The following is a 21,366-nucleotide window of genomic DNA, read 5'->3' as shown; positions in this document are numbered from 1 at the left end:
CGACGACGTCGTCGCATTTGAAAAAAAGGGAAAGCATGAAACAGACCTTTAAGCAAATCGGCAAATCCTATGCCGCCGCGGCAGCCGAAATCGGATGCAGCAAGCCGATGCTGGTGGCGGTAGTCAATCACGGGCAATGGCCGAAAAAAAACGCAGCCGAGCTGCGAAGGAAATTGAAACAATTTTTTGAAACGAATGGTGCGGAAATCCCAGCGAGCCTGAGAAACGAGCCGGAAGCCGCACCTGCCCAAGCAACTTACGAAGACAAGGACAATGAGATGTTACTACGAAAAGCAACTTTAAACCAAGCGGCAAAACAACATTTTAGCCTATTCCGCGATCCGTTTAACGACGAAATCCAGTCTGCGGACGATGTGTATATGACGCCGGATGTGCGCTATGTGCGCGAGGCAATGTTTCAGACGGCCTGCCACGGCGGTTTTGTGGCGGTGGTCGGTGAAAGCGGCGCGGGTAAATCCACACTGCGAGAAGACCTGCAAGACCGTATCAACCGCGAAGGCCGACAAATCATCCTGATCGAGCCTTATGTCTTGGCAATGGAGGACAACGACCAAAAAGGCAAAACGCTTAAGGCAGTACATATTGCCGAGGCCATTTTGGAGGCAGTATCGCCGGGAACCAGCCCTAAACGCAGTCCGGAAGCACGTTTCCGCCAAATCCACCGCGCTTTGTCGGAAAGCGCGAAAGCAGGCAACAAACACTTGCTCTTGATCGAAGAGGCGCACGGCCTGCCGCTGCCAACCCTGAAACACCTGAAACGCTTTTTTGAGCTAAAAAACGGGTTTGAACGCCTGCTCGGGATTGTCTTAATCGGTCAGACGGAGTTGGCACAAAAACTTAGCGAAAACAATCCTGCGGTGCGCGAGGTGGTGCAACGCTGCGAAGTGGTTACGCTCTTGCCGCTGACCGACGGCAAGCTCGAAGGCTATCTCAAGCACAAATTTGACCGCGTCAATGCGGATATGGCAAAGATTTTAGACCAGAGTGCGATTGATGCAGTTGCCGAGCGTCTGACAGTCAAAAGCCGCACGAGCAAGGGATTAGAAACCAACAGCCTACTCTATCCGCTGGCGGTCAACAACTTGGTGGCGGCAGCGATGAATCAGGCGGCGGAGCTTGGTTTTGAGATGGTTGACGGCGATGTGGTACGGGGGGTGTGAGATGGATAACAAATTCGGAAAATTTATTGACCCCAATCACTTGCTGCTCCCACTTAGAAAACAGGTAGCTACCGGGAAAGTCGGCAGCATGGAATACACGATGGAAATCTCTGTGGGATGTGAGCCGATGGTCGTCAGTAAAGCTACTGGGAAGCGGTTTGTATTGACTTGGCAGGACATAGTGGAGTTAGCCGTTCTGGCCGGAATCAACGAATCGGAAGAGTCTGAAAAATAAAGGGGAAATCATGAAAAAAGATGAAATCGAATTTGCCATTGTAATTGTGCTGCTGTCCATCGTCGTGGCCATACAGGCAATGCTGACCGAACCTTGCCGCCAAAAACAGCCTATGCAGATCAACGTCTATGACAGGGGGCAGTACAAATGAGGGGTTTATGGATATTAACCGTCATGTTGGCCTCCTGCCAGCCGGTCGCGGCAACGGCAGAACAAAGGGATGCTCTGGAAGCTGATAAAAACTGGGAAGCAGTTTATGGCGGAATGAGCGAGACAGACAAAATAACAGGCGTGGTTTTGGAACCCGCGGGAGCAGAAAAATGAACAGGGATTACAGCAAAATAAAAGTATCAGTTTGGCGGGAGAAAGGCGGTCATCTTGCCGCCGAGCTGACAACGGTATCGGGTCAGTTTGTGATGATGTATGTGTCGTCTCAACTATCGGATGAAGTTGAGGATGTGGTTCAGACGGCATTGCGGTGCTTGAGCCGTAAGGATTTGGAGGCGGCGCGATGACAATTTATCTAAATATCGCCCGCGACGGCATTATCAAGATTACTCAGGATGCTGCTTTGGGTAACCAAGAAGGCGATACAGATTACCTGAGTAAAGAGCTGAATGAGGGCTGTACGCTTGAAGAAGTTTATGCGGTTGTCGCCGCAAATACATCTTGGAAAAACGGGTTGTTTTATTACCCTCCGGTGGATGTAGAAGATGGTGATCGGGCATGTGATGCAGCTATTGATTTTTCCGACTTGGTTTACTGCAGCCTTAAAAGTCTGATGGAGGCGAGAACATGAAAGTACGCTGCCCTACCTGCGGTGCGGTGATGAGCTTGGATGTATTAATCGCCCATGACGATGCCCGCGAAGCCCTGATTGCCCTGACCGGCATTTCAGACGACCTTTTTAAGGCGGTATTGCGGTATCTGACGCTTTTTCGCCCCGCAGAAAAGGATTTAAGTTTTAACCGGGTTTCAAAGCTTGTCGGCGAGATTGCGCCGATGATACGGGACGGCAAGATTGTCCGTAACCGAAAAACGTACCCGGCCCCGCGCGAGGCTTGGATTTGGGCGGCAACACGATGCCTTGAAGCACGGGATGCGGGAAAGCTGACACCGCCGCTGACCAGCCACGGTTATTTATTGGAAAACATTACGTTTTGGTCGCCTGAAAAGACGGCGGGAACGGCGGTTTTGCCCTCTCCCCAACCCTCTCCCGCGGGAGAGGTGGCAAGCACCAAATTGAGGAGCGGGTTGGGCGGTTTGATGGAGTGGTCAAATGGAGGCGAAGAATAACTGGCTCAAAAAAGTAATCGCGCAGGGTTTTATGATGCTCGCCGCCCTAAACCTCAAAGGCCGCCCTGCCTCGGCGGATTTGACGGCAGTCGCCGAACTTTGGTTGGGCATACTGAGCGGCCGGTCGTGGCAACCGGAACAGGACGGAATCAGGATACAGGCAGCCTTTAGGGCTATCGCGGCATCCTCGTCAGAGTGGCCAAACCCTGCCGACCTTATCAAACACCTGCCGCCGCCCGAAATCAGGATGGTGCCGAAATTGGAAAAGAAGCACCGTCCGACCGAATACGGCAAGGCGCAGGCCGCCAAACTCAAACAGACACTCAGCCTGCTGGAAAGCTCTCCTTGCATGAACAGGGATTGGATACACGGGCCACGCCACCGGTCGGTGGATGAGTGTAAAAGGATTAATGCCGCAAGGCAGAAGGGAAATAAATAGCCAAATGAGTACGTTTTTTGACAATCAGGAATCCGACTTAATAAACGAATTTCTGACGGAATACTGGGAAGAGTTTGAAAAATTTGCCGCCAACAACGGATTTGATGACGATTTATTAAAGCAAATATCAATGGAATTGGAAGGACGTAGGAAGCATTATGAGTAATGGGATGAATGAGAAAGGAAAGGCTATGAACGATTTGGACATGAGTCAATACCGCAAGGACGCGCGCGGTGCGCTGGTGCCAGTATCCGCCATCAAGGAAATCGACCTTTTACGCGACGATTTGGTGCGTGAGTTGGTTGCCAAAGTGCTGCCTGTGAAGACAGAGCTGGCAACACTCAAACGTGAAGCAATGGCTGAAGCTAACGCCTTTATCGATATGAGTGTGGAACAGTATGGTGTGAAGCGCAGTGTCAAAGGCAATACTACTCTGCACAGCTTTGACGGCAAATACAGAATTCTAATTGCCAATCATGACGTGCTGCAGTTCGACGAGCGCATCCAAGCCGCTAAAGCTTTGATTGACGAGTGTCTCGACGACTACACCAAAGACGCGAACGTGAATCTGAAAGCGATTGTACAGAAGGCGTTTAACGTCAATGCCGAAGGCAAAATCAATGTCAAACGCGTATTGGAGTTGCGTACCCTCAAAATCGAAGACGAAAAATGGCAGCACGCCATGCAAGCTCTTTCCGACAGCCTGCACGTCCAAACCAGCCGCGAATATATCCGCTTTTACGAACGCAACGACGAAACGGACGAGTATGAACTGATTAATTTGGATTTTGCGAAGGTGTGAACATGGCGACGGTAAATATCCTCATCAGCGATCAGTCGGGCGGCCTGTTTGTCAAGCTGACTTCGGACGAACCGATGCCGAAGGATGACGAAGACGGTGGCAGCATCGCCCAAAGTGCAGGCCTTTTGTGTCTGGCCATCCTTAACCGAGAAATTCGACAGGTAACCGGCAAAGAGCTGGAGTTAGTCAATATCCAATAAACCGCGCGGCACGGTCTGCCGTATTTAAATCTAAATAGGAGTCAAAAAGTGAATAAATCCGAATTAATCCAAGCCATCGCCGATGAGGCGGAATTGAACAAACGCGATGCAGCAGAATTTGTCGATGCGTTTATCAGCGTGGTAACGCAGACGCTGAAGGACGGCAAAGACGTTACGTTGGTCGGCTTCGGCTCGTTCCACACCGCCCAATCTGCCGAGCGCAAAGGCCGCAACCCGAAAACGGGCGAACCGCTGACCATCGCGGCACGAAAAACGCCTAAATTCCGTGCAGGCAAGGCGTTGAAAGAAGCGGTGAACCGTTAAAGCCGCTGATGTTTAAAAGGTCGTCTGAAGAGATTCAGGCGACCTTTTTTGCGTCCTTTCGTTTTAGTTGCACTGCGCAAAAATCCCGAATAGAATATCATTATTTATTGATTTTCTTGAAAAAAGTGAAACGTTGTTTCACTTTTTTGAGGTTCTTAGGGGGCTGGAAATGGAAACCCGTGCTCAGAAAAAACAGCGGTTGATACGGCTCATCCATGTGGCCAAAACCCAGTTGATGATGGACGATGGCGAATACCGCGCGCTGCTCGCCAACCTGTCATGCGGCAAGACGAGCAGTACCAAGTTATCGGTCGAGGAGTTGGAGCTTGCCGTACGGGCGATGAAGATGCGGGGTTTTGTGGTTACCACAAAAGCGCAGGCGACATCAAGCAAGCCTGATTTGCCGGTGCATATGCCAAACCGCATGATGGAGGCGCAGGTCAAAAAGATACGCGCGCTTTGGTTGGAGCTGCACCATTTGGGCGCAGTGCGAAGCCCGTCTGAATTGAGCCTGGCTCGATTTGTCAAACGCATGACGGGCATAGATTATCATGGATGGTTAGGGACTGATGACGCGATACGGGTCATCGAGCATTTGAAGAAGTGGAAAGTGAGGGTGGAAAATGGCGGACAACAGAGTGCCTGAGCTGGTGGCGGACTTGGAAGACCAGGCGGTCGCCTGCTTGATGTCGGTATTGCCGATGGAGCGGCAGCAGGCGGTCGAGGTATCTAAAAAGCTGTCTCATCATCTGACCAGCAACTGGGGCGGGCAGTTGATTTATTTCCCCAAAAACCTTTTGGGCAGGGTATCCGAGCGCGACCTGAAGATTTATAAGGAGTTTAACGGCAAGAATCATGTGGAGCTTGCCCGCAAATATGATTTGACCGTCCAGCACATCTACCGCATCGTCAAGGAGGTCGGGTTGGCGGAGCGGGCAAAAAATCAGGGAGATTTGTTTGTGTGATTACCCGATTTATTCAAGATAGCGGTCAGGATTCGTCCTGACCGCTTTTTTAGCGCATTTGTCGGCTCGGATAAGGGTTTGCCTATCCCAATGGTAAAACGCTCTAAAAACGCGATTTTAACGCCTTTTTGAACAATCATTCTTTAAGCCGCATTAAAAGCGGTTTCAGACGGTCTTTGCCACAATAGCCTCATCCATCCGATGAGGCTTTTTTATGTCTTACGAAATTTTCCGTGCAGGAACGCGCACCGATGCAAACGGCAATACGGTAACGATTACCGAGGCCGACCTTGCCGCCGCTGCCCAAGCATATGACCCGAAGGTGCATGAGGCTCCTATTGTGGTCGGGCATCCCAAGGCAGATGCGCCCGCCTACGGCTGGGTCAAGTCGCTTGGTGTGCAAAACGGCGTGCTGACGGCGGACTTTGCCCAAGTTGATGAAGGCTTTGCGGATTTGGTTAAAGCCGGACGATATAAAAAAGTGTCGGCAAGTTTTTACCCGCCAACCAGCCCGAACAATCCTAAACCGGGTGTTTGGACGCTACGCCATGTCGGCTTTTTGGGCGCGCAACCGCCCGCAGTCAAGGGTTTGTCCGCCATCAGTTTTGCCGAGGGCGAAGTTTATGTCGAGTTTGCCGAAGACGCACACCTTCAGACAGCCTCGTTATTAAGCCGTTTCAGAGACTGGTTTATCGGCCGTTTCGGTCTGGAAGAAGCCGATAAAGTGCTGCCTGACTGGCAAATTGAGGCAATTAAAGAATTGGCTGCCGTGCCTCAAACCCATGCGCCTGCCGAATTTACCGAATCACCCCCACCCCCAGAAAACCATGAAAACAAGGAGACCCCTATGTCGTTGGAACAAGAGCTTGCAGCCGAAAAGGCCGCCCGCGAAGCTGCCGAGAAGGAGGCCGCCGAATCGAAGGCGAAATTGAAAAAGCTGCAAGACGAGCAGCATACCGCCCTGCGCGATGGTGCGCATGAGCAGAATGTCGAATATGCCGAAGGCTTGGTCAAGACAGGCCGTCTGAAACCTGCCGACAAGGATTTGGTCGTCAAGGTTTTGGATTTTGCTGAATACCCCGCCGACGTAACCGCCGACTTCGGTGAAGGCAGTAAGAAGCAGCCTTTGTCTGATGCGCTGCGTGCGTTTTTTACCGCTGTCCTGCCTAAGCAGATTCAGGGCGGCGAGATGGCTAAAGGCGAAACGCCGTCAGGATTGGCGGCAGACTTTGCCGAAGCGTCGGACCCGGAAGCCTTGAGCCATCACCAACGTGCATTGGCATTGGCGGCGAAGGAAGGTATCCCTTACGAAGAGGCTGCCCGCCGTACTATTGCTTAAATCATCAACCCATCAAATGCGACGACGTCGTCGCATTTGACCTAAAAAAGGATAAAACATGAGTGCATCTCATTTGCGCGGTCTGCGCGGCCAGCTTGATCCGGTTTTGACCAAGCTCGCACTGGGCTACAAGCAGGCGGATTTTATTGCCGAGAAAATCTTCCCGGAGGTTTTTGCTGACAAAGAAGGCTTGCGTGTGCCTGTGTTCGGCAAGGGTTCGTTTGTCGAATATCAGACCGAACGTGCGGTCGGCGCGGCATCGAATGTGATTACGCTGGACTCGCCAAACTTTATGCCGGTCGTGCTGGAAGAACATGATTTGGCCGCCGGTGTGGATTACCGCGAACAAGCGGAATCCATGTACGACGAGCGCGCCAAGGCAACACGCCGCGTGGTCAAGGGCGTGCAGCTGCGGCAGGAAATCGAAACTGCCGCCCTCCTGCAAAACAAATCGGTTTATCAGTCAGGTTTCAGCAAAGATTTGGCCTCCACCCAAAAATGGAGCGATAAAAACTCTGATCCGTTGGCAGACATTGAAACCGCCCGCGAAACGGTTCGCGCAGGCTGCGGTGTACGCCCGTCGGTGCTGGTGGTTGGTGCAAGCGTGTTGGCGGCACTGAAACGCCACGAGAAGCTCATCGGCGCGCTGGGTGCGAATGAACGCAAGTCCCTGCTCACGGTCGAGCAGCTGAAAAACCTGCTGGAGCTGGACGAAATTATCGTCGGCGAGGCGGTATCTACACCTGCCGCCAATAAGGCCACCCAAGATATTTGGGGCAAATTCGCCAGCCTGATTGTGCGTCCGAATATAGCTTCCGGTGGCAATGACGAGGGTGAGCCGAGCTTTGGCTATACCTTCCGCCGTCGCGGTATGCCGGTAGTCGACCGCTACGAAGAGGTCGGCGGCAAGGTGGAATACGCGCGCTATACCGACATCCGCAAAGCGGCGGTGGTCGGCGGTGCATGCGGGTTCTTGTTTGAAAACGCGGTTGCTTGATAAGTAAAAGGTCGTCTGAAAGGCTTCAGACGACCTGTGGAGAGAAAAATGGCACAAACGAAACAAGTGGTCTTGGTAACCACGGTCAAAACATCAGGCAAGGTGGTCAAAAACCGCTTTGTGGATTTTGCAGGCAAACAGGCCGCCGCCGGTGTGAAAGTGCTGGGTACTGCTACTTTGGATGCGGATGCGGGCGAAATGTTGGCCGTTGATGTATTGGGTATCGCCTTGGTCGAGGCAGGCGGCACGATTGCCGTTGGCGATGAGGTGGCAGCCGATGCGCAAGGCGCGGCAGTCAAGGCGGCAGGTAATGCCAAGATTGCCGGTACGGCGCGCTCTGCGGCAACGGCGGCGGGCGAAATCATCCAAGTATTTCTGAAAGGCTGATCATGGCTAAAGTTTATATCGCAAACACCCCGTTAATTTTGGAAAACGCCCAAGGCGGCCAATTCCGCGTCGAAGCCGGCGAAGCGGTCGAATTGACAGCGGAGCAGTACGAATCAGTTGCGGCACACGTTACCCCGACACTGACAACCGGCGAAGAGCCGGATGCGCAACAAAATGGCACTCCGCCGTCCGAGGATACGCCGTCAGATGATACAGGCAATGCCGCTGCGGGCGAAGTTGAAAAACCGAAACGCGGTAAAAAACCGGCAGCAGCCGAAGAGGCGGAGTAAGCCATGTATATTGGTGCGGATGATTTGACGGCTGCGATGGGCAAAATGGAGTTGGTACAACTGACCAACGACAATGCGCGCGGGACGGAACCCGACGCTCAGGTCATTGATGCGGCAGTGCGTTATGCCTGCGATTTGGTGGACGGATACCTGCGTGGCAGATATGTGCTGCCTTTGGCGGAAACGCCGACGGTGTTGCAGCCTTTATGCATCAACATTGCCCGCCATTTTTTGCACAGCCGCCGAATCAACCGCGCCGACTTTCCGAAACCGCTGGAAACCGCCTACAACACGACGATTAAAACACTTGAGTCTATCCGCGACGGCAAAATCCATATCGGTATCGCCACATTGGACAAGCCGTCGCAACCTGAGCCGGGCGCATATCACGTCCGAGTGCGCGACAAAATGGATTTGGGAGGCTACTAATGAGCGCGACACGTCCGATTATTGATGCGGTAGTAGAGCATTTGCAGGCAGCTATCCCGTGGGTCAGCGTTGAGGCTTTCCCCGAGCGTCCGTCCGAATACCAATTTATCCATCCCGTCGGGGCAATCTTGGTCGGCTACGGCGGCAGTAAATTTGGCGATATTGAGCAGCTCGGTCGTATTGCGCAGCAGCGCGATGTCAGGCTGATGCTGACCATCTTTGGCAGCAGCCTTAATGCGGATGACGGCACTTTGGCCATCTTGGATGAGACACGTCTTGCTATGGTTGGTTTCGCACCGCCGAACTGCCAGCCCTGCCACCTTATCAGCGAGGAGTTTTTGGCCGAGGATGCGGGTGCATGGCAGTATCAGCTGGTTTTGCAGACCGAAACCCAGCAGGTCGAAGTCTGCCGCAAAGAAAAACGCCCGCTTTTCATCGCTGCCCACTACCGCCGCCCCGACCAAGACCTCAACCCCGATTTAAAACCTAAAAAATAGGAGTATCCATCATGGCAGCAGCCTACCATCACGGCACGGAGACCATCCGCATCGACGGCGGCTCCAATCCCGTCTATACCGTTGACGGCGCAATTACCGCTATCGTCGGCACTGCGCCGGTCGGTGCGGTCAACGAGCTGACTGTATGTCAAACGAAGAAAGACTTTGGCCAATTCGGCGGCGAGCTGACCGCTCAAGGCTTTACCCTGCCGGATGCCGCACACATTTGGACGCGCTACGGCAGCGGTGTCGCCTATGTTGTCAATGTTTGCGACCCCGCCAAACATAAGACAACCGTCAGCAACGAAGTATTGACGGTTGATCCTGACACCTTGACAGCCAAAACTGCCAAGCCTGCTCTGCAAAGCGGCTACACACTGACGGACGGCGGCAATACGCTGACCGAAAACACGCACTACACCATCAACACCCTGACAGGTGAGATTACCTACAAAACCAAACCTAACTCGCCCAAAATCAGTTATACCTATACCGACCCGACCAAGGTTCAGGCTGCCGACATCATTGGTGCTTACGTTGCCGCTACAGGCAAACGGACTGGATTAGAGCTGTTGACGGAAGGGTTCAACCGCCAAGGCGCGGACGCCAAAATCATTATTGCGCCTGATTTTGATCGCCATGCCAATGTGCGCGCGGCGATGGAAGTCATTGCGGGCAAGCTGAAGGCCATTGCTTATGTGGCTGCTCCGCAAGGTACGAGCCTGAGCAAAGCTCTCGAAGGTCGTGGTCCGTTAGGTACGATTAATTTTCAGACATCGTCCGACCGCTGCCAGCTCTTTTATCCATATGTCGTCGGTTTGCTCGGTCTTGAAAACCTTGCCACCCACGCCGCAGGCCTGCGAATGAAAACCGATGTGGAACAGGGCTACTGGTTCAGCATCTCCAACCGCGAGCTCTTGGGCGTAACGGGCGTGGAAATCGGTCTGACCGCCCGTGCGGACGACCCACAGTCCGAAACCAACCGTCTGAATGAAAAAGGCATTACGACTGTATTTAATTCCTACGGTACAGGCTATCGTATGTGGGGTAACCGCCTTGCCTGCTTCCCGACTACATCGCATATTAAAAATTTTGAGGTGGCGCAACGCACCGGCGACATTATTGACGAGTCTATCCGTCGTTTAGAGTTGCAGTATGTTGACAAACCGATTGATGCAGACGATCCGAATGCCTTGATTGACAGCCTGCTTGAGAGCGTCCGCACCTATATGTCTACGCTTAAATCTATTGTGGGCTTCTCGGTGGATTTGGACTATGAATACGATTTGGTTGATGCGTTTAGCAAAGGTCAGGTCCCCATCGTTTACGACTACACGCCGAAACTGCCGGCCGAGCGTATTACCAATACCAGCGTGATGACTCGCAAGTATCTTATCAATTTGGTATCGGCTAACTAAGGTCGTCTGAAAAGGAAGAAATATGTCTGCAATCAATGCAATCTACAATGCCAACATCTATATCGACGGCAACAGCCTTTTGGGTAATGCATCCGAATTTAAATTGCCTGAGTTTGAGTTTGGCCAGGACGACTTTACCGGTCTGGGTATGGTTGGCACGATTAAGCTGCCAAACGGCGTCGAAGCCCTGGAAGGCGAAGTTACTTGGAACAGCTTTTATCCCGAGGTGGCGAAGAAGGCATCCAACCCATTCAAGGCCGTGCAACTGATGGTGCGCGGTAACCTGCAAACCTTCAATGCGGCAGGTTTGGCGGAAGAAGTTCCCATCGTAACTACGGTAACGGCGATGTTTTCAAAAAACGCTTTAGGCGGCTACAAGCCGAAGGAAAAGGCGGAATTCAGCTCAACCTACCAGGCGACAGTAGTCCGTCAAGTCGTCGGCGGTCGCGAAGTGCTGTATTACAACGCGCTCAAAAACATCTACCGCGTGGACGGTCAGGACGTTTTGAGCCAAATGCGTAAAAACATTGGCGCTTAATCTTTAAATCGGATTAAAAGCCGTTTCAGACGACCTTTGACACAATCACCGTATCTTTACCGATACGGTGATTTTTTATTTTTATAAACGTTTTGGAGATGAAAAATGAATGAAGCCAAGCAGTTGCAAGAAGATTTGGGTGTAAATACCGTTGTGAAACTGAAATATCCGGTCAGACTGGCGACGGGTCAGATGTTGGAGCAGGTAACCGTCCGCCGTCTGTGTGTGGGTGATTTGCGCGCCGTCTCGCATCTGACGAATGAGGCGGAGCAGGAGCTGGCCCTGTTTGCCCGCATGACGGGAATGATTCCCGAAGACTTGGATTGTTTGGATTTGGTGGACTGGAAACAGTTGCAGGAAACGTTTCGCCGATTCACGGAAGCCGACCAAGACAAATAGTCCACCTCTTTCAAAGTCTGAAGCGCAGCGGCAGTTGCTGTCTGCCGCTGCTGATTTGGCATGGTGGTTCGGTTGGAGCGTGGATGAGGTTTATACGCTGCCGCTGGATGAATTTGAAGACTGGCAGAAAGAAGCAACCCGCCAAATGAAGGCGGGTTATCGAAGAGGCGGGATTTAGAATTTCAGAGCCGTGCCGTTCGCGGTGCGGCTTTTGATTTTGTCTTTAATAAATATTGTTGCAGCCGATAAACCGCCAACCAGCACTCCGACAATAAATGTCGGAATGAATCCGACAAGCAACCAAGCTATTGCCCCTAAAAAACATGCCAGCAGCAGAACGGGCAACATGACGGCAAGGTCGGCAGGCGTATTAGTTATAACAGCCCAAGCAATGCCCAGCATATAAACGGCAAACAGACCTTTTGCCGCCAGGTCGCTGACGCGGTCAAACACAGTTTCATATTTGCTGTTGATATACATGGACATCCCTTTCTTTTCTTGAATAAATTCTAAATTGCAGGCAGTCATATGGCAAGCGGTTTTTCTTTAGGTATTACCATCGGCGCATCGGTCGGTGGTGCAGTTGCCGGTATCAAATCAGTCAAGTCGTCTTTGGACGTTTTGGATAAAACAGTCAAAGGTCTGGCGGCACGGCAAAGCCTGCTTGGCGAAACGTTGCAAAATCCTCTACGGATGAGCCGCAAACGTGTTGGCGAACTTAGACGAGAATATGACCAGCTTGGTCAAACTATCGCCAAAATTAACCGCAAACGCAGCCTCGTTGCTGATTTGCAGCAGCAGAAACAGGCTCATTACGACCGCCGCCGCGCGATCAAAGACGAATTTTGGGGAGCAGCCGGAGCTGTGGCGGGGGTGGCATTCCCGGTGAAACTGGCCGTCGAATTTGAATCGGCAATGGCAGATGTCAAAAAGGTCGTTGATTTTGATACGCCCAAGCAGTTTAAGGAAATGGAACAGGACATTTTGCGCCTGACACGCACTATCCCTATGGCAGGGACAGAGCTGGCAAAAATCACTGCATCAGGCGGTCAGCTGGGCGTGGCGCGCAAAGACTTGCCTAAATTCACAGAGACCATCGCCAAGATGTCGGTAGCGTTCGACATGGCTGCCGATCAGGCAGGTGACAGCATGGCAAAACTTGCCAATGTCTATCAGATACCAATCGACCAAATCGGCAAACTGGGCGATGCAGTCAATCATTTGTCCAACTCAAGCCCTGCCAAGGCGGGCGATATTATCAATACGCTCGGTCGAGTGGGGGGCGTTGCCAAACAGTTTGGGTTGACTGAAATTCAGACGACCTCTTTATCCAATGCGTTTATCAGCCTAGGCAAAACGCCTGAAATCGCCGGTACGGCAATTAACGGTATGTTGACCAAATTGATGACTGCGGATAAGCAAGGAGCGAAATTCCAAAAAGCCCTGAAAAATATGGGGATGGAATCAAAAGATTTGAAGAAAGCCATCAAGGAAAACGGCGAGCAGGCGTTGATGGACTTTTTGAAACAGGTCGGAAAACTGCCTAAAGAAAACCAAATGGGCGCACTGGTTGATTTGTTCGGCTTGGAATATGCCGATGATGTCGCGGTATTGGTTAGCGGGTTGGAGACCTATAAGAAATCAATCAATGAACTCAAAAAAACCTCAAAAGACGGTAAACCTGCGTTTATCGGCAGTATGGATAAAGAGTTTGCCGCCAGGTCTGCCACGACAGCAAACAACTGGCAAATCTTTAAAAATAGTTTGACGGAAATCGGTATCACAGCGGGCAGTGTATTGTTGCCCGCGCTCAATCAGCTGATGACGACCATCCGCCCGATTATAAACAGTTTTGCAGATTGGGCATCAAAAAATCCCGAAGTTGTATCCGCACTCGTGCATCTTGCGGCAGGGTTTGCGGCGTTGAAGGTCGGTGGGCTAATGTTCCGTTTTGTCGGGAATGAGTTGTCCGGGTTGATGGTGTCGTTCAGGCTTGCAAAAGCCTTACTCGGCGTTGACTGGCTTGCCACTGTTATCAGGTTTAAATCAGGCATTGGTGCGCTGGCCCGTATTTTCGGTGTAGTAAAAACGGCGGCAACACTGTTGGGTAGTGGTCTGATGAGTCTGGGTAGGTTTTTATTAATGTCGCCTATTGGCATTGCTTTAGCACTCCTTGGTGTTGCTGCTTATCTGCTTTATAAAAACTGGGATGGTGTAGTCGGTGGTGCAAAAGCATTGTGGCAAGATTTAAGTAATTTCATCAGCGGCGTAGTTAATTCCATAGCCTCTTTTTTCGGTACGTGTTGGGAACGCATCAAGGCATTTTTCAATAGCGGCATAGGCAATATCTCAGCGCAGATTATCAACTGGTCGCCGTTAGGGTTGTTTTATCAGTCGTTTGCCTCTGTTATGTCTTGGTTCGGCGTACAGTTGCCGTCCAGCTTTACCCAGTTTGGTGCCAATATCATCCAGGGGCTGTGGAACGGTCTCAAATCAAAAATTGAATCGGTCAAAACTTGGTTTGCACAACAGGCCGCATCTCTCAAGCAAACTTTTGCCGGTGTAATGGGCATTCATTCGCCCAGCCGTGTTTTCCGACGTTTCGGCGGATGGATGATGGAGGGGCTGCAAATAGGTTTAGACAAAGGTGCGTCACGTCCAATCGCTTCTGTGGCCAATACGGCTGGTCGTCTGAAAAGCGGTTTTGCAGAGCATATGGGACAAATGGCAGCGCGGGTATCATCTGGCCGCACTGCATTTGCGGATGCACGCAGCTCCCAGTCAACGGGTGGGATGACCATCAATTACAACCCAACCATCAATGCGCCGGGCGGTAATCCTCAGCAGATTGAGGCTGCGCTGCAAATCGGTTTGCGCGAATTTGAGGCAATGTTTCGCCGCATGATGGACGACAAAGCACGGAGGGCTTATTGATGTATGCGATGTTGGGCGAGGTACGCTTTGAGCTTTTAAACAGCTTTACATCGCTTGAGGCGGAACATTCGGCAAACTTTGCCAAGCATGAGGTCTTGAAAGGCCGTCCGCGCCTGCAGGCCTTGCAAAACGAACTGACGACGCTGCGTTTTTCGCTCAAGCTGCATTGGCGGCTGGGTAATCCCGATACGGCTTATAAGGGGCTGCTGTCGGCTTTGGAAGCGCAGCAGGCGGTGTCTTTGGTTTACGGCAGCGGCCGGTTTGTCGGATGGTTTGTGCTTGAGCGGCTGACGGAGCGCACGTTGATTCAGGACGCGCAAGGCCGGACGGCGGCGCGTGAGTTGGATGTGGAGCTGACCCAGTTTGTCGGCGACCCGAATAATCCGCTCCCGACCCCGGCAGTCAAGTCGGGTGGTCAAAATCCGCTCCTGTCCTTATTGCCGGAGAGCGTGCAGGCAAAAGCGGGCAAATTGATTTCGGCGGTGGAAAAAGGTGTGAAAATTTACCGCGCCGCCGAAGCGGGCATCAGCGATATGCAGAATCTGATACAGGCTGCCAAAAATCTGAAAAACGACCCGTCAGGGGCATTAAACCTGTTAGGGGACGCACTCAATATTGGCGGCAGCACTTTAGGACGGCTCAATGCCTTGCCGGAGGTAACAGCGGTTTTCGGCGACATAAAAGGCGCGGCTGAATTTGCATTGCAGGCCGGGCAAGCGGCCAACAGGCTGGGCGGTGCCGTCGGTGCATTGCGTGCCGGGTATGAGAGCGGCTCCATCGGCGGCTGGCTGACTGCTGTCGGGGAAGGTGTTGCCGAGGCATCTGATGCGATGGCAAACGGCTCTGCCGCTGCCCAGGCTTTGACCGGCTGGTTGGCGGCAAGAAAGGATAAATGATGAGTGCGGTAATACGCTACACCACCCAAGACGGCGACCGCTGGGATTTGATTGCGCACAAGCATTACGGCAATGCGCTGTTGATTGACGGCCTGATTGCGGCCAATCCTCACTTGCCGTTGGCGGAGGAGTTTACGGGCGGCCTAACGGTCTTTGTCCCTGTCCTCGAAACTAAGCCGAAAAACAACCAAGAGGAGCTACCGTGGTGGATGCGTTAGGTGCGTTTTTAAAATCAAAAGGCCTTGACGGCGGAGGCAGCACTCATCCGGTTACCATGCCCGATTTTGTCCTGTCTTACGAAGACAAGGATATAACGGCAGATGTCGCGCCTTATCTGATTTCGTTTAGCTATACCGATTATCTTGAGGGGCAGTCGGACGAATTGCAGGTTGAGTTTGAGGATGCGGACGGACGCTGGCTGCGTCATTGGTATCCCGAACAGGGTGATGCTTTGTCTTTGAGCCTGGGCGACCAATTTACCGGGCTGTTGTCTTTTGGCAAATTTGAGATTGCCGAGATTGAGTACAACCATCCGCCGTCGACGGTCAGCCTGAAGGCCCTATCGACCGGGATTACCAAGTCTAGCCGCACTTTGCGCGGTAAGGCGTATGAAAACACGACTCTGGCCGCCATTGTCCGTCAGGTGGCAGGCCGTTTGAAGCTGGAGGTAACGGGTACGGTCAAAAACATCCCCATCAAACGTGTTACGCAGTACCAAGAGCGCGACATCGAGTTTTTGGCACGTTTGGCGCAGGAGTACGGCCACAGCTTTAAAATCGTCGGCAACAAACTGGTATTTGCCGATAATACCGAACTAAAACAGCGTCCTGCCGTTGCCGTATTGCTGCCCGAGGACATCATCCGTATCCGCCTGCGCGATTTGATTAAGGGGGTTCCGTCTAAAGTAGATGTCAAAGGCTACGACCCTAAATCCAAACAGACCGTGTCGGCGAGCCGCAGCAGCAAATCAAGACGCGGCAAAGCCAAACACGGCAGTACGGGCGATACATTACGTATCGTGCCTAATAAGGGGGAGAGTACCGCCCAATTAAATGCCAGGGCAGATGCCAAATTGGCAGATGCGCAGGACGACCAATGTGCGGGTACCGTTACACTGGTCGGCAATGCGCTGTTGGTGGCAGGTCAAATGGTACGGCTTAAAGGATTTGGCAAGTTCTCAGGTAAATATCTGGTCAAGCAATCAAGACATGATTTCACGCGCCACGGCGGATGGACGACCGAATTGGAGATCAAAATGACGGAGTATGTCGCAGACGAGGAGGAAAACAATGAACACTCATGATTTTACGGCAACGATGCAATTTGGCATTGTATCGGCGATTGATGCGGCGGCGCACAGCTTGCGGGTAAAAATTCCCGTACTCGACGACATGGTAACCGACTGGCTACCTATGGCGACCCCTGCGGCGGGCGGTAACCGGTTTTACAGCCTCCCCGATGTGGGCGAACTGGTTGTCTGCCTGCTGGATGTGCGGGGTGAGACCGGCTGCGTTATCGGCGCGATTTACAATGCCTCAGATAAGCCACCGGTATCCGACCAAAACAAATGGGTCAAACGGTTTACCAATGGCACGGTCATCTCACATGACCGCAGTAGCGGCGAAGTAGTCGTTGAGACGCCGGGTAAAGTCCGAATAAAAGCGGCGAAAAAAGTAGATATCCAATCACCGGAGACAGAAATCACGGGCAATGCGACGGTAAAAGGGCTGTTGACTTATACCGCAGGTTTGACGGCCAGTAATGCCGGCGGAGGTGAGGCGGCGAATATTAAGGGTAAAGTCATCATTGAAGGCGAACTTATCGTCAACGGCATCAATATCGGCAAGCACATCCATGACGGCGATTCAGGCGGACAAACCGGCGAGCCGAAAAATCATTAAACCGCATTAAAAGGCGTTTCAGACGGCCTTCTCTACAATCCCTGTATCTATAAGCGATACAGGGATTTTTTGATGTTTTACGCCGCGCCCATCTCAAAACACTGGCAGCTCGCACCTGAAGGTTCGGGCGTGGTTCAGGGTGCGGACGACATCGACCAATGTATCCGCAATATCCTGTCCACCCGCAAAGGCGCGGACGTTACCCGTCCTGATTTCGGCTCCGACCATTACAAATGGCTGGACACCCCCGAAGATGTGTTTGTCCCCAATATCGTGCGTTCGACCATGTTGGCAATACAGACGTGGGAGAAGCGGGTGGTGGTCGAAGACATTATTTTCGGCGGCGCTGCGCCGCATCTGACGATGACGGTTTACTGGCGCGTCTCAGATGAGGTTGCGGGCGAGATTTATACGACAGACATTATCTTGGAGCAGGCAGTATGGATTTGAGCAAACTTAAGCGGGAAGAGGTTAAGGTGGTTCCAGACGATCTCGCTGAAGTGCTGGCACAAACCATTGCCGACTATGAGAACCGCAGTGGTAAAACTCTGCAACCCGCCCACATCGAGCGGCTGCTCATCAATACCTACGCTTATCGCGAGACTTTGGCGAGAAAAGCATTCAATGAAGCTTATCGCCAACAGCACCCGCGTTTTGCAACGGGGTTGATGCTGGATTTGTGCGGCGATGACGTCAACACCCCGCGGCTTGAGGCCTCTGCCGCCCGATGCACCATCCGTTTTACGTTGGTTGCCGCCAAAGCGGAGCCTGTTTTGATTGTACAAGGCACTCAAGTGGCCGCCGGGGCGACCGTGTTTCGGACGGTTGTATCCGGCACGCTCTCGCCGTCGAGCCGTACTTTGGATTTGGAGGCTATCTGCCTCCAAACCGGCGTGTCCGGTAATGGTTTTGCCGCAGGGCAGGTTAATACGCTTATCAATCCGATTGACGGCGTTACAGCCGTCAACACTACTGTGCCGACGGGCGGCGCGGCGGAAGAATCTGATGAGGCATACCGCCAACGCATCCTGCTTGCCCCCGAAAGCTTTAGCGTTGCAGGCCCTGTCGGGGCTTATGAGTATTTTGCCCGCCGTGTCAGCCCTGCTATTTGCGACGTACATGTGGGCAATTTAACGGGGTCGGACGGCCTCCCGATAGGGGGGCAAGTAAGGGTAACGCTATTAACCAAAAACGGGTTGCCGTCTTCGGAGTTGGTGAGCGAGGTGCAAAGGTTTTTGTCCGGAGAACGCGTCCGTCCGCTTTGCGACACGGTAACCGTAACTGCTCCGACAGCAATCGACTATACGCTGGACGCAGAGCTGGTTTTGTATACCGGGGTTAATGCTGCCGAGGTTTTGGCGGCAGCAAAACAAGCATGGGCGGAGTATGAAGTAACGCGAAGCGAAAAATTGGGCATGGATATTGTGCCTTTAGACATCCAAACAGTTTTAAAAGTCGCTGGCGTTTATAACGTAGTCCTTAAAAAACCGACCCTAACCGTCGTCAAGCCCGACCAATGGGCAAGATGTACGTCCGTCAATATCCGGGCATCGTCCGAAACGGCAGAGGGGTAGCAACAATGGCAACACTGAGTTATGCCTCCGTTATCGAGCGCGACCAACGTTATCGGATGTTGGCCGATTTGGGCTTGAGGATGAGCGACATTGACGCGGTCAAGCTGATGCCGCGTTTGACTGAGCTGGTCGCGCCCGAACATTTGGAACTGTTGGCGGAGAGTCGAAGCATATTGGGCGAGGACGGCTATTGGCTTGCCGAGAGCGATGAAACCCGCCGCAAACTCATCAAGGGTGCCTACCAGCTCCACAGGTACAAAGGCACACCCTGGGCAATACGCGAGATTGTGCGCCGTCTCGGGTTCGGCGAGGTCGAGATCGTCGAGGGCTTAAGCAATAAGCTGCACAACGGCGAAATCCACCGTGACGGTAGTTATACACACGGTCATACAGACCGTTGGGCGCATTACCGCATCATTATGACCAATACCATTACCAACGATCAGGCAGCCTTGCTGAGGCGCACATTGCGGGCGTTTGCACCTGCCCGATGTGTTTTGGCGGCATTGGATTACCAACACGTCTCCTTGAGGCACAACGGACAAGCATTAAGGGACGGCACGTTTAATCGAGGGACAGCATAGATGGCAAATTTAAGCGAGATAAGCCGCTGGGAGGCGGGCATTTACCAATGGGAGACCTCCGACCCTGTGCAGGGCGGCCCTAACGGTATCGACAACCGCCCGACACGGGAGCTGGCAAACCGTACACGCTGGCTTTATGACGAGCTGGGCAGGGTAAAAGCCCGCATGGACGACCCCAATTTTTACAAAAGCATCACCGTATCCGACAGCAAGGCATTGTTTGATGCCGGTAATTATCTTCACATCGGCGCTGATGCCGCTGGCGGCTACATCCGCAATAAAAAGACAAACAAGGGCATACAGCTTAAGAATGATGGCACGCTCCAGTACGACGGGTCAGACATTATTACCGCCCGCAAAGTAAGCCACAACCCTGATGACTACACGGTTGCAACCGTCCCGTCATCGTTTGCGCTCAATAAGGCGTTTGACAACTCAATCAAGCGCGGAGGCGCAATCGGGCTGGGCGGAGCGGCGCATCAGATTGCTATCGGCTGGGACACGCCCGGACTGGTCGCCAAAGTAGACACCCAAACCTTTAACGTCGGCGTCCCGACAGGTGCAATCGCCTATTTTGCCCATACCACCGTCCCCTTTGGCTGGCTAAAAGCAAACGGCGCGGCAGTGTCGCGCACCGTCTATGCCAACTTATTCGCCCTCATCGGCACCACTTATGGCGCAGGCGACGGACGAACTACCTTTAATCTCCCGGATTTGCGCGGTGAATTTATCAGGAGTTGGGATGACGGGCGAACTGTCGACAACGGACGTGTCATAGGCTCATGGCAGGCAGATGAATTCCGAAGTCACAGCCACGGCATCGGTGTCAAAAGCATGTCCGACACCGACAGGGGTAGCAATACGTCAACCGTATCGATTGACACTGTCGGCCAAACCGACCCGGCTGGCGGCATTGAAACCCGCCCTAGAAATATCGCCCTGCTGGCATGCATCAAGGCATAAGCCGCCTTAAACCGTTTAGAAAGGTAAAAAAAATGACCCAAAACATCCAATGGACAAAACCCGTTTGCCAACTTGATGCCGACCATCTCTACATCGGCCAAACCACAGCCGATCTAGACATCATGGCACGCGACGGCAGCTATCTGATTCCCGCCGGCTGCATCGATACCAACCCGCCCGAAATTACCGAAGACCGCGCCGCCCAATGGAACGGTGAAGGTTGGGATTTCTTCGAAGACCATCGCGGGAAAGTCGCTTACCGAAAAACTGATGGTACAGCCGTTACTATCGACCAAATCGGCAGCCTTTCAGACGATTTGACCATGATTGCCCCGCCGTCAGAATATTGCGAATGGGACGGAAAAAAATGGACGGAAAATCAAATCAAAAAAACAAAAGCAGAAGAGACTAAACTCGCCACCGCAAAAGTCATCGCCCTGTCCCGCCTCAATCAACGTGCCCAAGCCATCGTCAACGAACAAAGCGGCATGGATGACCTTCCCACTTTTGAAGTGCAAAGCTGGCCAGTACAAGCATCCGAGGCCCGCGCATGGCAGGCGGACAATTCCACTCAAACTCCTGTCCTTGACCAAATTGCCCAAGCACGAGGCATCAATCCTGACAAACTCAAAGCGGCTGCCCTCAAAAAAACCCTGGCCTATGAATCCCTTTGTGCCACCGTCGCAGGCAAAAGGCAGGCAATCGAGAAACAAATCGAAGCCGCCAAAACCTTAGACGAATTGAACACCATCAATACCGAAATCAGCTTGTAAGGTC

33 protein-coding genes are annotated in these 21,366 nt (G+C 52.6%); 32 read left to right on the top strand and 1 reads right to left on the bottom strand.

What is annotated here, in order from left to right:
• The first annotated feature begins 35 nt into the window (after nt 1–35).
• From HMPREF3277_RS05305 to HMPREF3277_RS13605, 22 genes are all read left to right on the top strand, one after another.
• On the top strand, nt 36–1,181 hold the full coding sequence (locus HMPREF3277_RS05305; protein ID WP_049351481.1) for an ExeA family protein: 1,146 nt from the start codon (nt 36–38) through the stop codon (nt 1,179–1,181).
• 1 nt (nt 1,182) lies between these two features.
• Entirely contained in the window at nt 1,183–1,416 is a 234-nt protein-coding gene (locus tag HMPREF3277_RS05300) for a hypothetical protein (RefSeq protein ID WP_049351482.1), read from the top strand.
• Between the two features lie 10 nt (nt 1,417–1,426).
• Nucleotides 1,427–1,567, top strand: coding sequence for a hypothetical protein (locus HMPREF3277_RS14885; protein ID WP_160311361.1), 141 nt, complete (start codon nt 1,427–1,429; stop codon nt 1,565–1,567).
• Nucleotides 1,568–1,736: 169 nt separating this feature from the next.
• Nucleotides 1,737–1,931 carry a hypothetical protein gene (locus HMPREF3277_RS05295; RefSeq protein WP_070539340.1) on the top strand — a complete coding sequence of 65 codons (195 nt, stop codon included), beginning with the start codon at nt 1,737–1,739 and terminating at the stop codon, nt 1,929–1,931.
• Nucleotides 1,928–2,215 carry a hypothetical protein gene (locus tag HMPREF3277_RS05290; protein WP_070870264.1) on the top strand — a complete coding sequence of 96 codons (288 nt, stop codon included), beginning with the start codon at nt 1,928–1,930 and terminating at the stop codon, nt 2,213–2,215. The genes HMPREF3277_RS05295 and HMPREF3277_RS05290 overlap by 4 nt, the downstream gene beginning before the upstream one ends.
• Entirely contained in the window at nt 2,212–2,712 is a 501-nt protein-coding gene (locus tag HMPREF3277_RS05285; protein ID WP_070870263.1) for a hypothetical protein, read from the top strand. Before HMPREF3277_RS05290 ends, HMPREF3277_RS05285 begins: the two co-directional genes overlap by 4 nt.
• Entirely contained in the window at nt 2,696–3,151 is a 456-nt protein-coding gene (locus HMPREF3277_RS05280) for a hypothetical protein (RefSeq protein ID WP_070870262.1), read from the top strand. Before HMPREF3277_RS05285 ends, HMPREF3277_RS05280 begins: the two co-directional genes overlap by 17 nt.
• Before the next feature lie 191 nt (nt 3,152–3,342).
• A complete protein-coding gene (locus tag HMPREF3277_RS05270; protein ID WP_070870261.1) occupies nt 3,343–3,954 on the top strand; it encodes a DUF3164 family protein in 612 nt (203 codons plus the stop codon).
• A gap of 2 nt (nt 3,955–3,956) precedes the next feature.
• Nucleotides 3,957–4,154 carry a hypothetical protein gene (locus tag HMPREF3277_RS05265; RefSeq protein WP_070870260.1) on the top strand — a complete coding sequence of 66 codons (198 nt, stop codon included), beginning with the start codon at nt 3,957–3,959 and terminating at the stop codon, nt 4,152–4,154.
• 15 nt (nt 4,155–4,169) lie between these two features.
• Complete coding sequence (locus HMPREF3277_RS05260) at nt 4,170–4,478, top strand: HU family DNA-binding protein (protein WP_159070298.1); 309 nt, start codon at nt 4,170–4,172, stop codon at nt 4,476–4,478.
• 169 nt (nt 4,479–4,647) lie between these two features.
• Nucleotides 4,648–5,124 (top strand): gp16 family protein, encoded by a 477-nt coding sequence (locus tag HMPREF3277_RS05255; protein WP_070870345.1) that lies wholly within the window; start codon nt 4,648–4,650, stop codon nt 5,122–5,124.
• A complete protein-coding gene (locus HMPREF3277_RS05250) occupies nt 5,102–5,443 on the top strand; it encodes a Mor transcription activator family protein (protein WP_210401155.1) in 342 nt (113 codons plus the stop codon). The genes HMPREF3277_RS05255 and HMPREF3277_RS05250 overlap by 23 nt, the downstream gene beginning before the upstream one ends.
• Before the next feature lie 214 nt (nt 5,444–5,657).
• A complete protein-coding gene (locus HMPREF3277_RS05245; protein WP_070870258.1) occupies nt 5,658–6,782 on the top strand; it encodes a 2-oxoacid:acceptor oxidoreductase in 1,125 nt (374 codons plus the stop codon).
• 58 nt (nt 6,783–6,840) lie between these two features.
• Nucleotides 6,841–7,779, top strand: a complete 939-nt coding sequence (locus HMPREF3277_RS05240) for a major capsid protein (protein ID WP_070870257.1) — start codon at nt 6,841–6,843, stop codon at nt 7,777–7,779.
• 48 nt (nt 7,780–7,827) lie between these two features.
• Entirely contained in the window at nt 7,828–8,166 is a 339-nt protein-coding gene (locus HMPREF3277_RS05235) for a capsid cement protein (protein ID WP_070870256.1), read from the top strand.
• Nucleotides 8,167–8,168: 2 nt separating this feature from the next.
• Entirely contained in the window at nt 8,169–8,456 is a 288-nt protein-coding gene (locus HMPREF3277_RS05230) for a hypothetical protein (protein WP_070870255.1), read from the top strand.
• A 3-nt stretch (nt 8,457–8,459) separates the two neighbouring features.
• Nucleotides 8,460–8,885, top strand: coding sequence for a gp436 family protein (locus tag HMPREF3277_RS05225; protein WP_039405099.1), 426 nt, complete (start codon nt 8,460–8,462; stop codon nt 8,883–8,885).
• Complete coding sequence (locus HMPREF3277_RS05220) at nt 8,885–9,382, top strand: Gp37 family protein (protein ID WP_070870254.1); 498 nt, start codon at nt 8,885–8,887, stop codon at nt 9,380–9,382. Before HMPREF3277_RS05225 ends, HMPREF3277_RS05220 begins: the two co-directional genes overlap by 1 nt.
• An 11-nt stretch (nt 9,383–9,393) precedes the next feature.
• Nucleotides 9,394–10,800, top strand: coding sequence for a phage tail sheath family protein (locus HMPREF3277_RS05215; RefSeq protein WP_070870253.1), 1,407 nt, complete (start codon nt 9,394–9,396; stop codon nt 10,798–10,800).
• 22 nt (nt 10,801–10,822) lie between these two features.
• The gene (locus tag HMPREF3277_RS05210; RefSeq protein WP_070870252.1) at nt 10,823–11,338 is read left to right on the top strand and encodes a phage major tail tube protein; all 516 of its coding nucleotides are present in this window, start codon (nt 10,823–10,825) and stop codon (nt 11,336–11,338) included.
• 105 nt (nt 11,339–11,443) lie between these two features.
• The gene (locus HMPREF3277_RS05205; protein WP_070870251.1) at nt 11,444–11,737 is read left to right on the top strand and encodes a phage tail assembly protein; all 294 of its coding nucleotides are present in this window, start codon (nt 11,444–11,446) and stop codon (nt 11,735–11,737) included.
• A gap of 34 nt (nt 11,738–11,771) precedes the next feature.
• The gene (locus tag HMPREF3277_RS13605) at nt 11,772–11,915 is read left to right on the top strand and encodes a GpE family phage tail protein (protein WP_042508297.1); all 144 of its coding nucleotides are present in this window, start codon (nt 11,772–11,774) and stop codon (nt 11,913–11,915) included.
• On the opposite strand, the gene HMPREF3277_RS05200 is transcribed toward HMPREF3277_RS13605, so the two are convergent.
• Nucleotides 11,912–12,217 (bottom strand): trehalose-6-phosphate synthase, encoded by a 306-nt coding sequence (locus HMPREF3277_RS05200; RefSeq protein ID WP_157058137.1) that lies wholly within the window; start codon nt 12,215–12,217, stop codon nt 11,912–11,914. The genes HMPREF3277_RS13605 and HMPREF3277_RS05200 overlap by 4 nt on opposite strands.
• Before the next feature lie 48 nt (nt 12,218–12,265).
• On the opposite strand from HMPREF3277_RS05200, the gene HMPREF3277_RS05195 reads away from it, so the two are divergent.
• The 10 genes from HMPREF3277_RS05195 (at nt 12,266) to HMPREF3277_RS05150 (ending at nt 21,362) form a co-directional block, all read left to right on the top strand.
• Nucleotides 12,266–14,671, top strand: coding sequence for a phage tail tape measure protein (locus HMPREF3277_RS05195; RefSeq protein ID WP_070870249.1), 2,406 nt, complete (start codon nt 12,266–12,268; stop codon nt 14,669–14,671).
• Nucleotides 14,671–15,567: a phage tail protein gene (locus HMPREF3277_RS05190; protein WP_070870248.1), complete on the top strand. Its 897-nt coding sequence runs from the start codon at nt 14,671–14,673 to the stop codon at nt 15,565–15,567. The genes HMPREF3277_RS05195 and HMPREF3277_RS05190 overlap by 1 nt, the downstream gene beginning before the upstream one ends.
• On the top strand, nt 15,564–15,785 hold the full coding sequence (locus HMPREF3277_RS05185; RefSeq protein WP_070870247.1) for a tail protein X: 222 nt from the start codon (nt 15,564–15,566) through the stop codon (nt 15,783–15,785). The genes HMPREF3277_RS05190 and HMPREF3277_RS05185 overlap by 4 nt, the downstream gene beginning before the upstream one ends.
• On the top strand, nt 15,773–16,870 hold the full coding sequence (locus HMPREF3277_RS05180; protein ID WP_070870343.1) for a phage late control D family protein: 1,098 nt from the start codon (nt 15,773–15,775) through the stop codon (nt 16,868–16,870). Before HMPREF3277_RS05185 ends, HMPREF3277_RS05180 begins: the two co-directional genes overlap by 13 nt.
• A complete protein-coding gene (locus HMPREF3277_RS05175; protein ID WP_070870246.1) occupies nt 16,857–17,468 on the top strand; it encodes a phage baseplate assembly protein V in 612 nt (203 codons plus the stop codon). The genes HMPREF3277_RS05180 and HMPREF3277_RS05175 overlap by 14 nt, the downstream gene beginning before the upstream one ends.
• Before the next feature lie 72 nt (nt 17,469–17,540).
• On the top strand, nt 17,541–17,918 hold the full coding sequence (locus HMPREF3277_RS05170) for a GPW/gp25 family protein (protein WP_070870245.1): 378 nt from the start codon (nt 17,541–17,543) through the stop codon (nt 17,916–17,918).
• Nucleotides 17,909–19,042 carry a baseplate assembly protein gene (locus tag HMPREF3277_RS05165; RefSeq protein ID WP_070870244.1) on the top strand — a complete coding sequence of 378 codons (1,134 nt, stop codon included), beginning with the start codon at nt 17,909–17,911 and terminating at the stop codon, nt 19,040–19,042. Before HMPREF3277_RS05170 ends, HMPREF3277_RS05165 begins: the two co-directional genes overlap by 10 nt.
• A 5-nt stretch (nt 19,043–19,047) precedes the next feature.
• Nucleotides 19,048–19,626 carry a phage tail protein gene (locus tag HMPREF3277_RS05160; protein WP_039405073.1) on the top strand — a complete coding sequence of 193 codons (579 nt, stop codon included), beginning with the start codon at nt 19,048–19,050 and terminating at the stop codon, nt 19,624–19,626.
• Nucleotides 19,627–20,589, top strand: coding sequence for a phage tail protein (locus HMPREF3277_RS05155; protein ID WP_070870243.1), 963 nt, complete (start codon nt 19,627–19,629; stop codon nt 20,587–20,589). It begins immediately after the preceding gene.
• 32 nt (nt 20,590–20,621) lie between these two features.
• Nucleotides 20,622–21,362, top strand: a complete 741-nt coding sequence (locus HMPREF3277_RS05150) for a hypothetical protein (protein WP_070870242.1) — start codon at nt 20,622–20,624, stop codon at nt 21,360–21,362.
• The last annotated feature ends 4 nt before the right edge of the window (nt 21,363–21,366 follow it).

Source organism: Neisseria sp. HMSC70E02, assembly GCF_001838645.1.
GTDB lineage: Bacteria > Pseudomonadota > Gammaproteobacteria > Burkholderiales > Neisseriaceae > Neisseria > Neisseria macacae.
The sequence above is the reverse complement of the archived record's forward strand: the minus strand, read 5'-3'. Positions and strand labels throughout refer to the sequence as shown.

Excerpts from the sequence above, each read along its gene's own strand:
- HMPREF3277_RS05300 (WP_049351482.1), top strand. The coding sequence starts at position 1,183 with ATGGATAACAAATTCGGAAAATTTATTGACCCCAATCACTTGCTGCTC.
- HMPREF3277_RS05220 (WP_070870254.1), top strand. The coding sequence starts at position 8,885 with ATGAGCGCGACACGTCCGATTATTGATGCGGTAGTAGAGCATTTGCAG.
- HMPREF3277_RS05250 (WP_210401155.1), top strand. The coding sequence starts at position 5,102 with ATGGCGGACAACAGAGTGCCTGAGCTGGTGGCGGACTTGGAAGACCAG.
- HMPREF3277_RS05160 (WP_039405073.1), top strand. The coding sequence starts at position 19,048 with ATGGCAACACTGAGTTATGCCTCCGTTATCGAGCGCGACCAACGTTAT.
- HMPREF3277_RS05285 (WP_070870263.1), top strand. The coding sequence starts at position 2,212 with ATGAAAGTACGCTGCCCTACCTGCGGTGCGGTGATGAGCTTGGATGTA.
- HMPREF3277_RS05210 (WP_070870252.1), top strand. The coding sequence starts at position 10,823 with ATGTCTGCAATCAATGCAATCTACAATGCCAACATCTATATCGACGGC.
- HMPREF3277_RS05205 (WP_070870251.1), top strand. The coding sequence starts at position 11,444 with ATGAATGAAGCCAAGCAGTTGCAAGAAGATTTGGGTGTAAATACCGTT.
- HMPREF3277_RS05290 (WP_070870264.1), top strand. The coding sequence starts at position 1,928 with ATGACAATTTATCTAAATATCGCCCGCGACGGCATTATCAAGATTACT.
- HMPREF3277_RS05265 (WP_070870260.1), top strand. The coding sequence starts at position 3,957 with ATGGCGACGGTAAATATCCTCATCAGCGATCAGTCGGGCGGCCTGTTT.
- HMPREF3277_RS05245 (WP_070870258.1), top strand. The coding sequence starts at position 5,658 with ATGTCTTACGAAATTTTCCGTGCAGGAACGCGCACCGATGCAAACGGC.
- HMPREF3277_RS05240 (WP_070870257.1), top strand. The coding sequence starts at position 6,841 with ATGAGTGCATCTCATTTGCGCGGTCTGCGCGGCCAGCTTGATCCGGTT.
- HMPREF3277_RS05150 (WP_070870242.1), top strand. The coding sequence starts at position 20,622 with ATGACCCAAAACATCCAATGGACAAAACCCGTTTGCCAACTTGATGCC.
- HMPREF3277_RS05255 (WP_070870345.1), top strand. The coding sequence starts at position 4,648 with ATGGAAACCCGTGCTCAGAAAAAACAGCGGTTGATACGGCTCATCCAT.
- HMPREF3277_RS05230 (WP_070870255.1), top strand. The coding sequence starts at position 8,169 with ATGGCTAAAGTTTATATCGCAAACACCCCGTTAATTTTGGAAAACGCC.
- HMPREF3277_RS05280 (WP_070870262.1), top strand. The coding sequence starts at position 2,696 with ATGGAGGCGAAGAATAACTGGCTCAAAAAAGTAATCGCGCAGGGTTTT.
- HMPREF3277_RS05235 (WP_070870256.1), top strand. The coding sequence starts at position 7,828 with ATGGCACAAACGAAACAAGTGGTCTTGGTAACCACGGTCAAAACATCA.
- HMPREF3277_RS05270 (WP_070870261.1), top strand. The coding sequence starts at position 3,343 with ATGAACGATTTGGACATGAGTCAATACCGCAAGGACGCGCGCGGTGCG.
- HMPREF3277_RS14885 (WP_160311361.1), top strand. The coding sequence starts at position 1,427 with ATGAAAAAAGATGAAATCGAATTTGCCATTGTAATTGTGCTGCTGTCC.
- HMPREF3277_RS05195 (WP_070870249.1), top strand. The coding sequence starts at position 12,266 with ATGGCAAGCGGTTTTTCTTTAGGTATTACCATCGGCGCATCGGTCGGT.
- HMPREF3277_RS05165 (WP_070870244.1), top strand. The coding sequence starts at position 17,909 with ATGGATTTGAGCAAACTTAAGCGGGAAGAGGTTAAGGTGGTTCCAGAC.
- HMPREF3277_RS05155 (WP_070870243.1), top strand. The coding sequence starts at position 19,627 with ATGGCAAATTTAAGCGAGATAAGCCGCTGGGAGGCGGGCATTTACCAA.
- HMPREF3277_RS05295 (WP_070539340.1), top strand. The coding sequence starts at position 1,737 with ATGAACAGGGATTACAGCAAAATAAAAGTATCAGTTTGGCGGGAGAAA.
- HMPREF3277_RS05215 (WP_070870253.1), top strand. The coding sequence starts at position 9,394 with ATGGCAGCAGCCTACCATCACGGCACGGAGACCATCCGCATCGACGGC.
- HMPREF3277_RS05170 (WP_070870245.1), top strand. The coding sequence starts at position 17,541 with ATGTTTTACGCCGCGCCCATCTCAAAACACTGGCAGCTCGCACCTGAA.
- HMPREF3277_RS05175 (WP_070870246.1), top strand. The coding sequence starts at position 16,857 with ATGAACACTCATGATTTTACGGCAACGATGCAATTTGGCATTGTATCG.
- HMPREF3277_RS05225 (WP_039405099.1), top strand. The coding sequence starts at position 8,460 with ATGTATATTGGTGCGGATGATTTGACGGCTGCGATGGGCAAAATGGAG.
- HMPREF3277_RS05200 (WP_157058137.1), bottom strand. The coding sequence starts at position 12,217 with ATGTATATCAACAGCAAATATGAAACTGTGTTTGACCGCGTCAGCGAC.
- HMPREF3277_RS05185 (WP_070870247.1), top strand. The coding sequence starts at position 15,564 with ATGATGAGTGCGGTAATACGCTACACCACCCAAGACGGCGACCGCTGG.
- HMPREF3277_RS05190 (WP_070870248.1), top strand. The coding sequence starts at position 14,671 with ATGTATGCGATGTTGGGCGAGGTACGCTTTGAGCTTTTAAACAGCTTT.
- HMPREF3277_RS05305 (WP_049351481.1), top strand. The coding sequence starts at position 36 with ATGAAACAGACCTTTAAGCAAATCGGCAAATCCTATGCCGCCGCGGCA.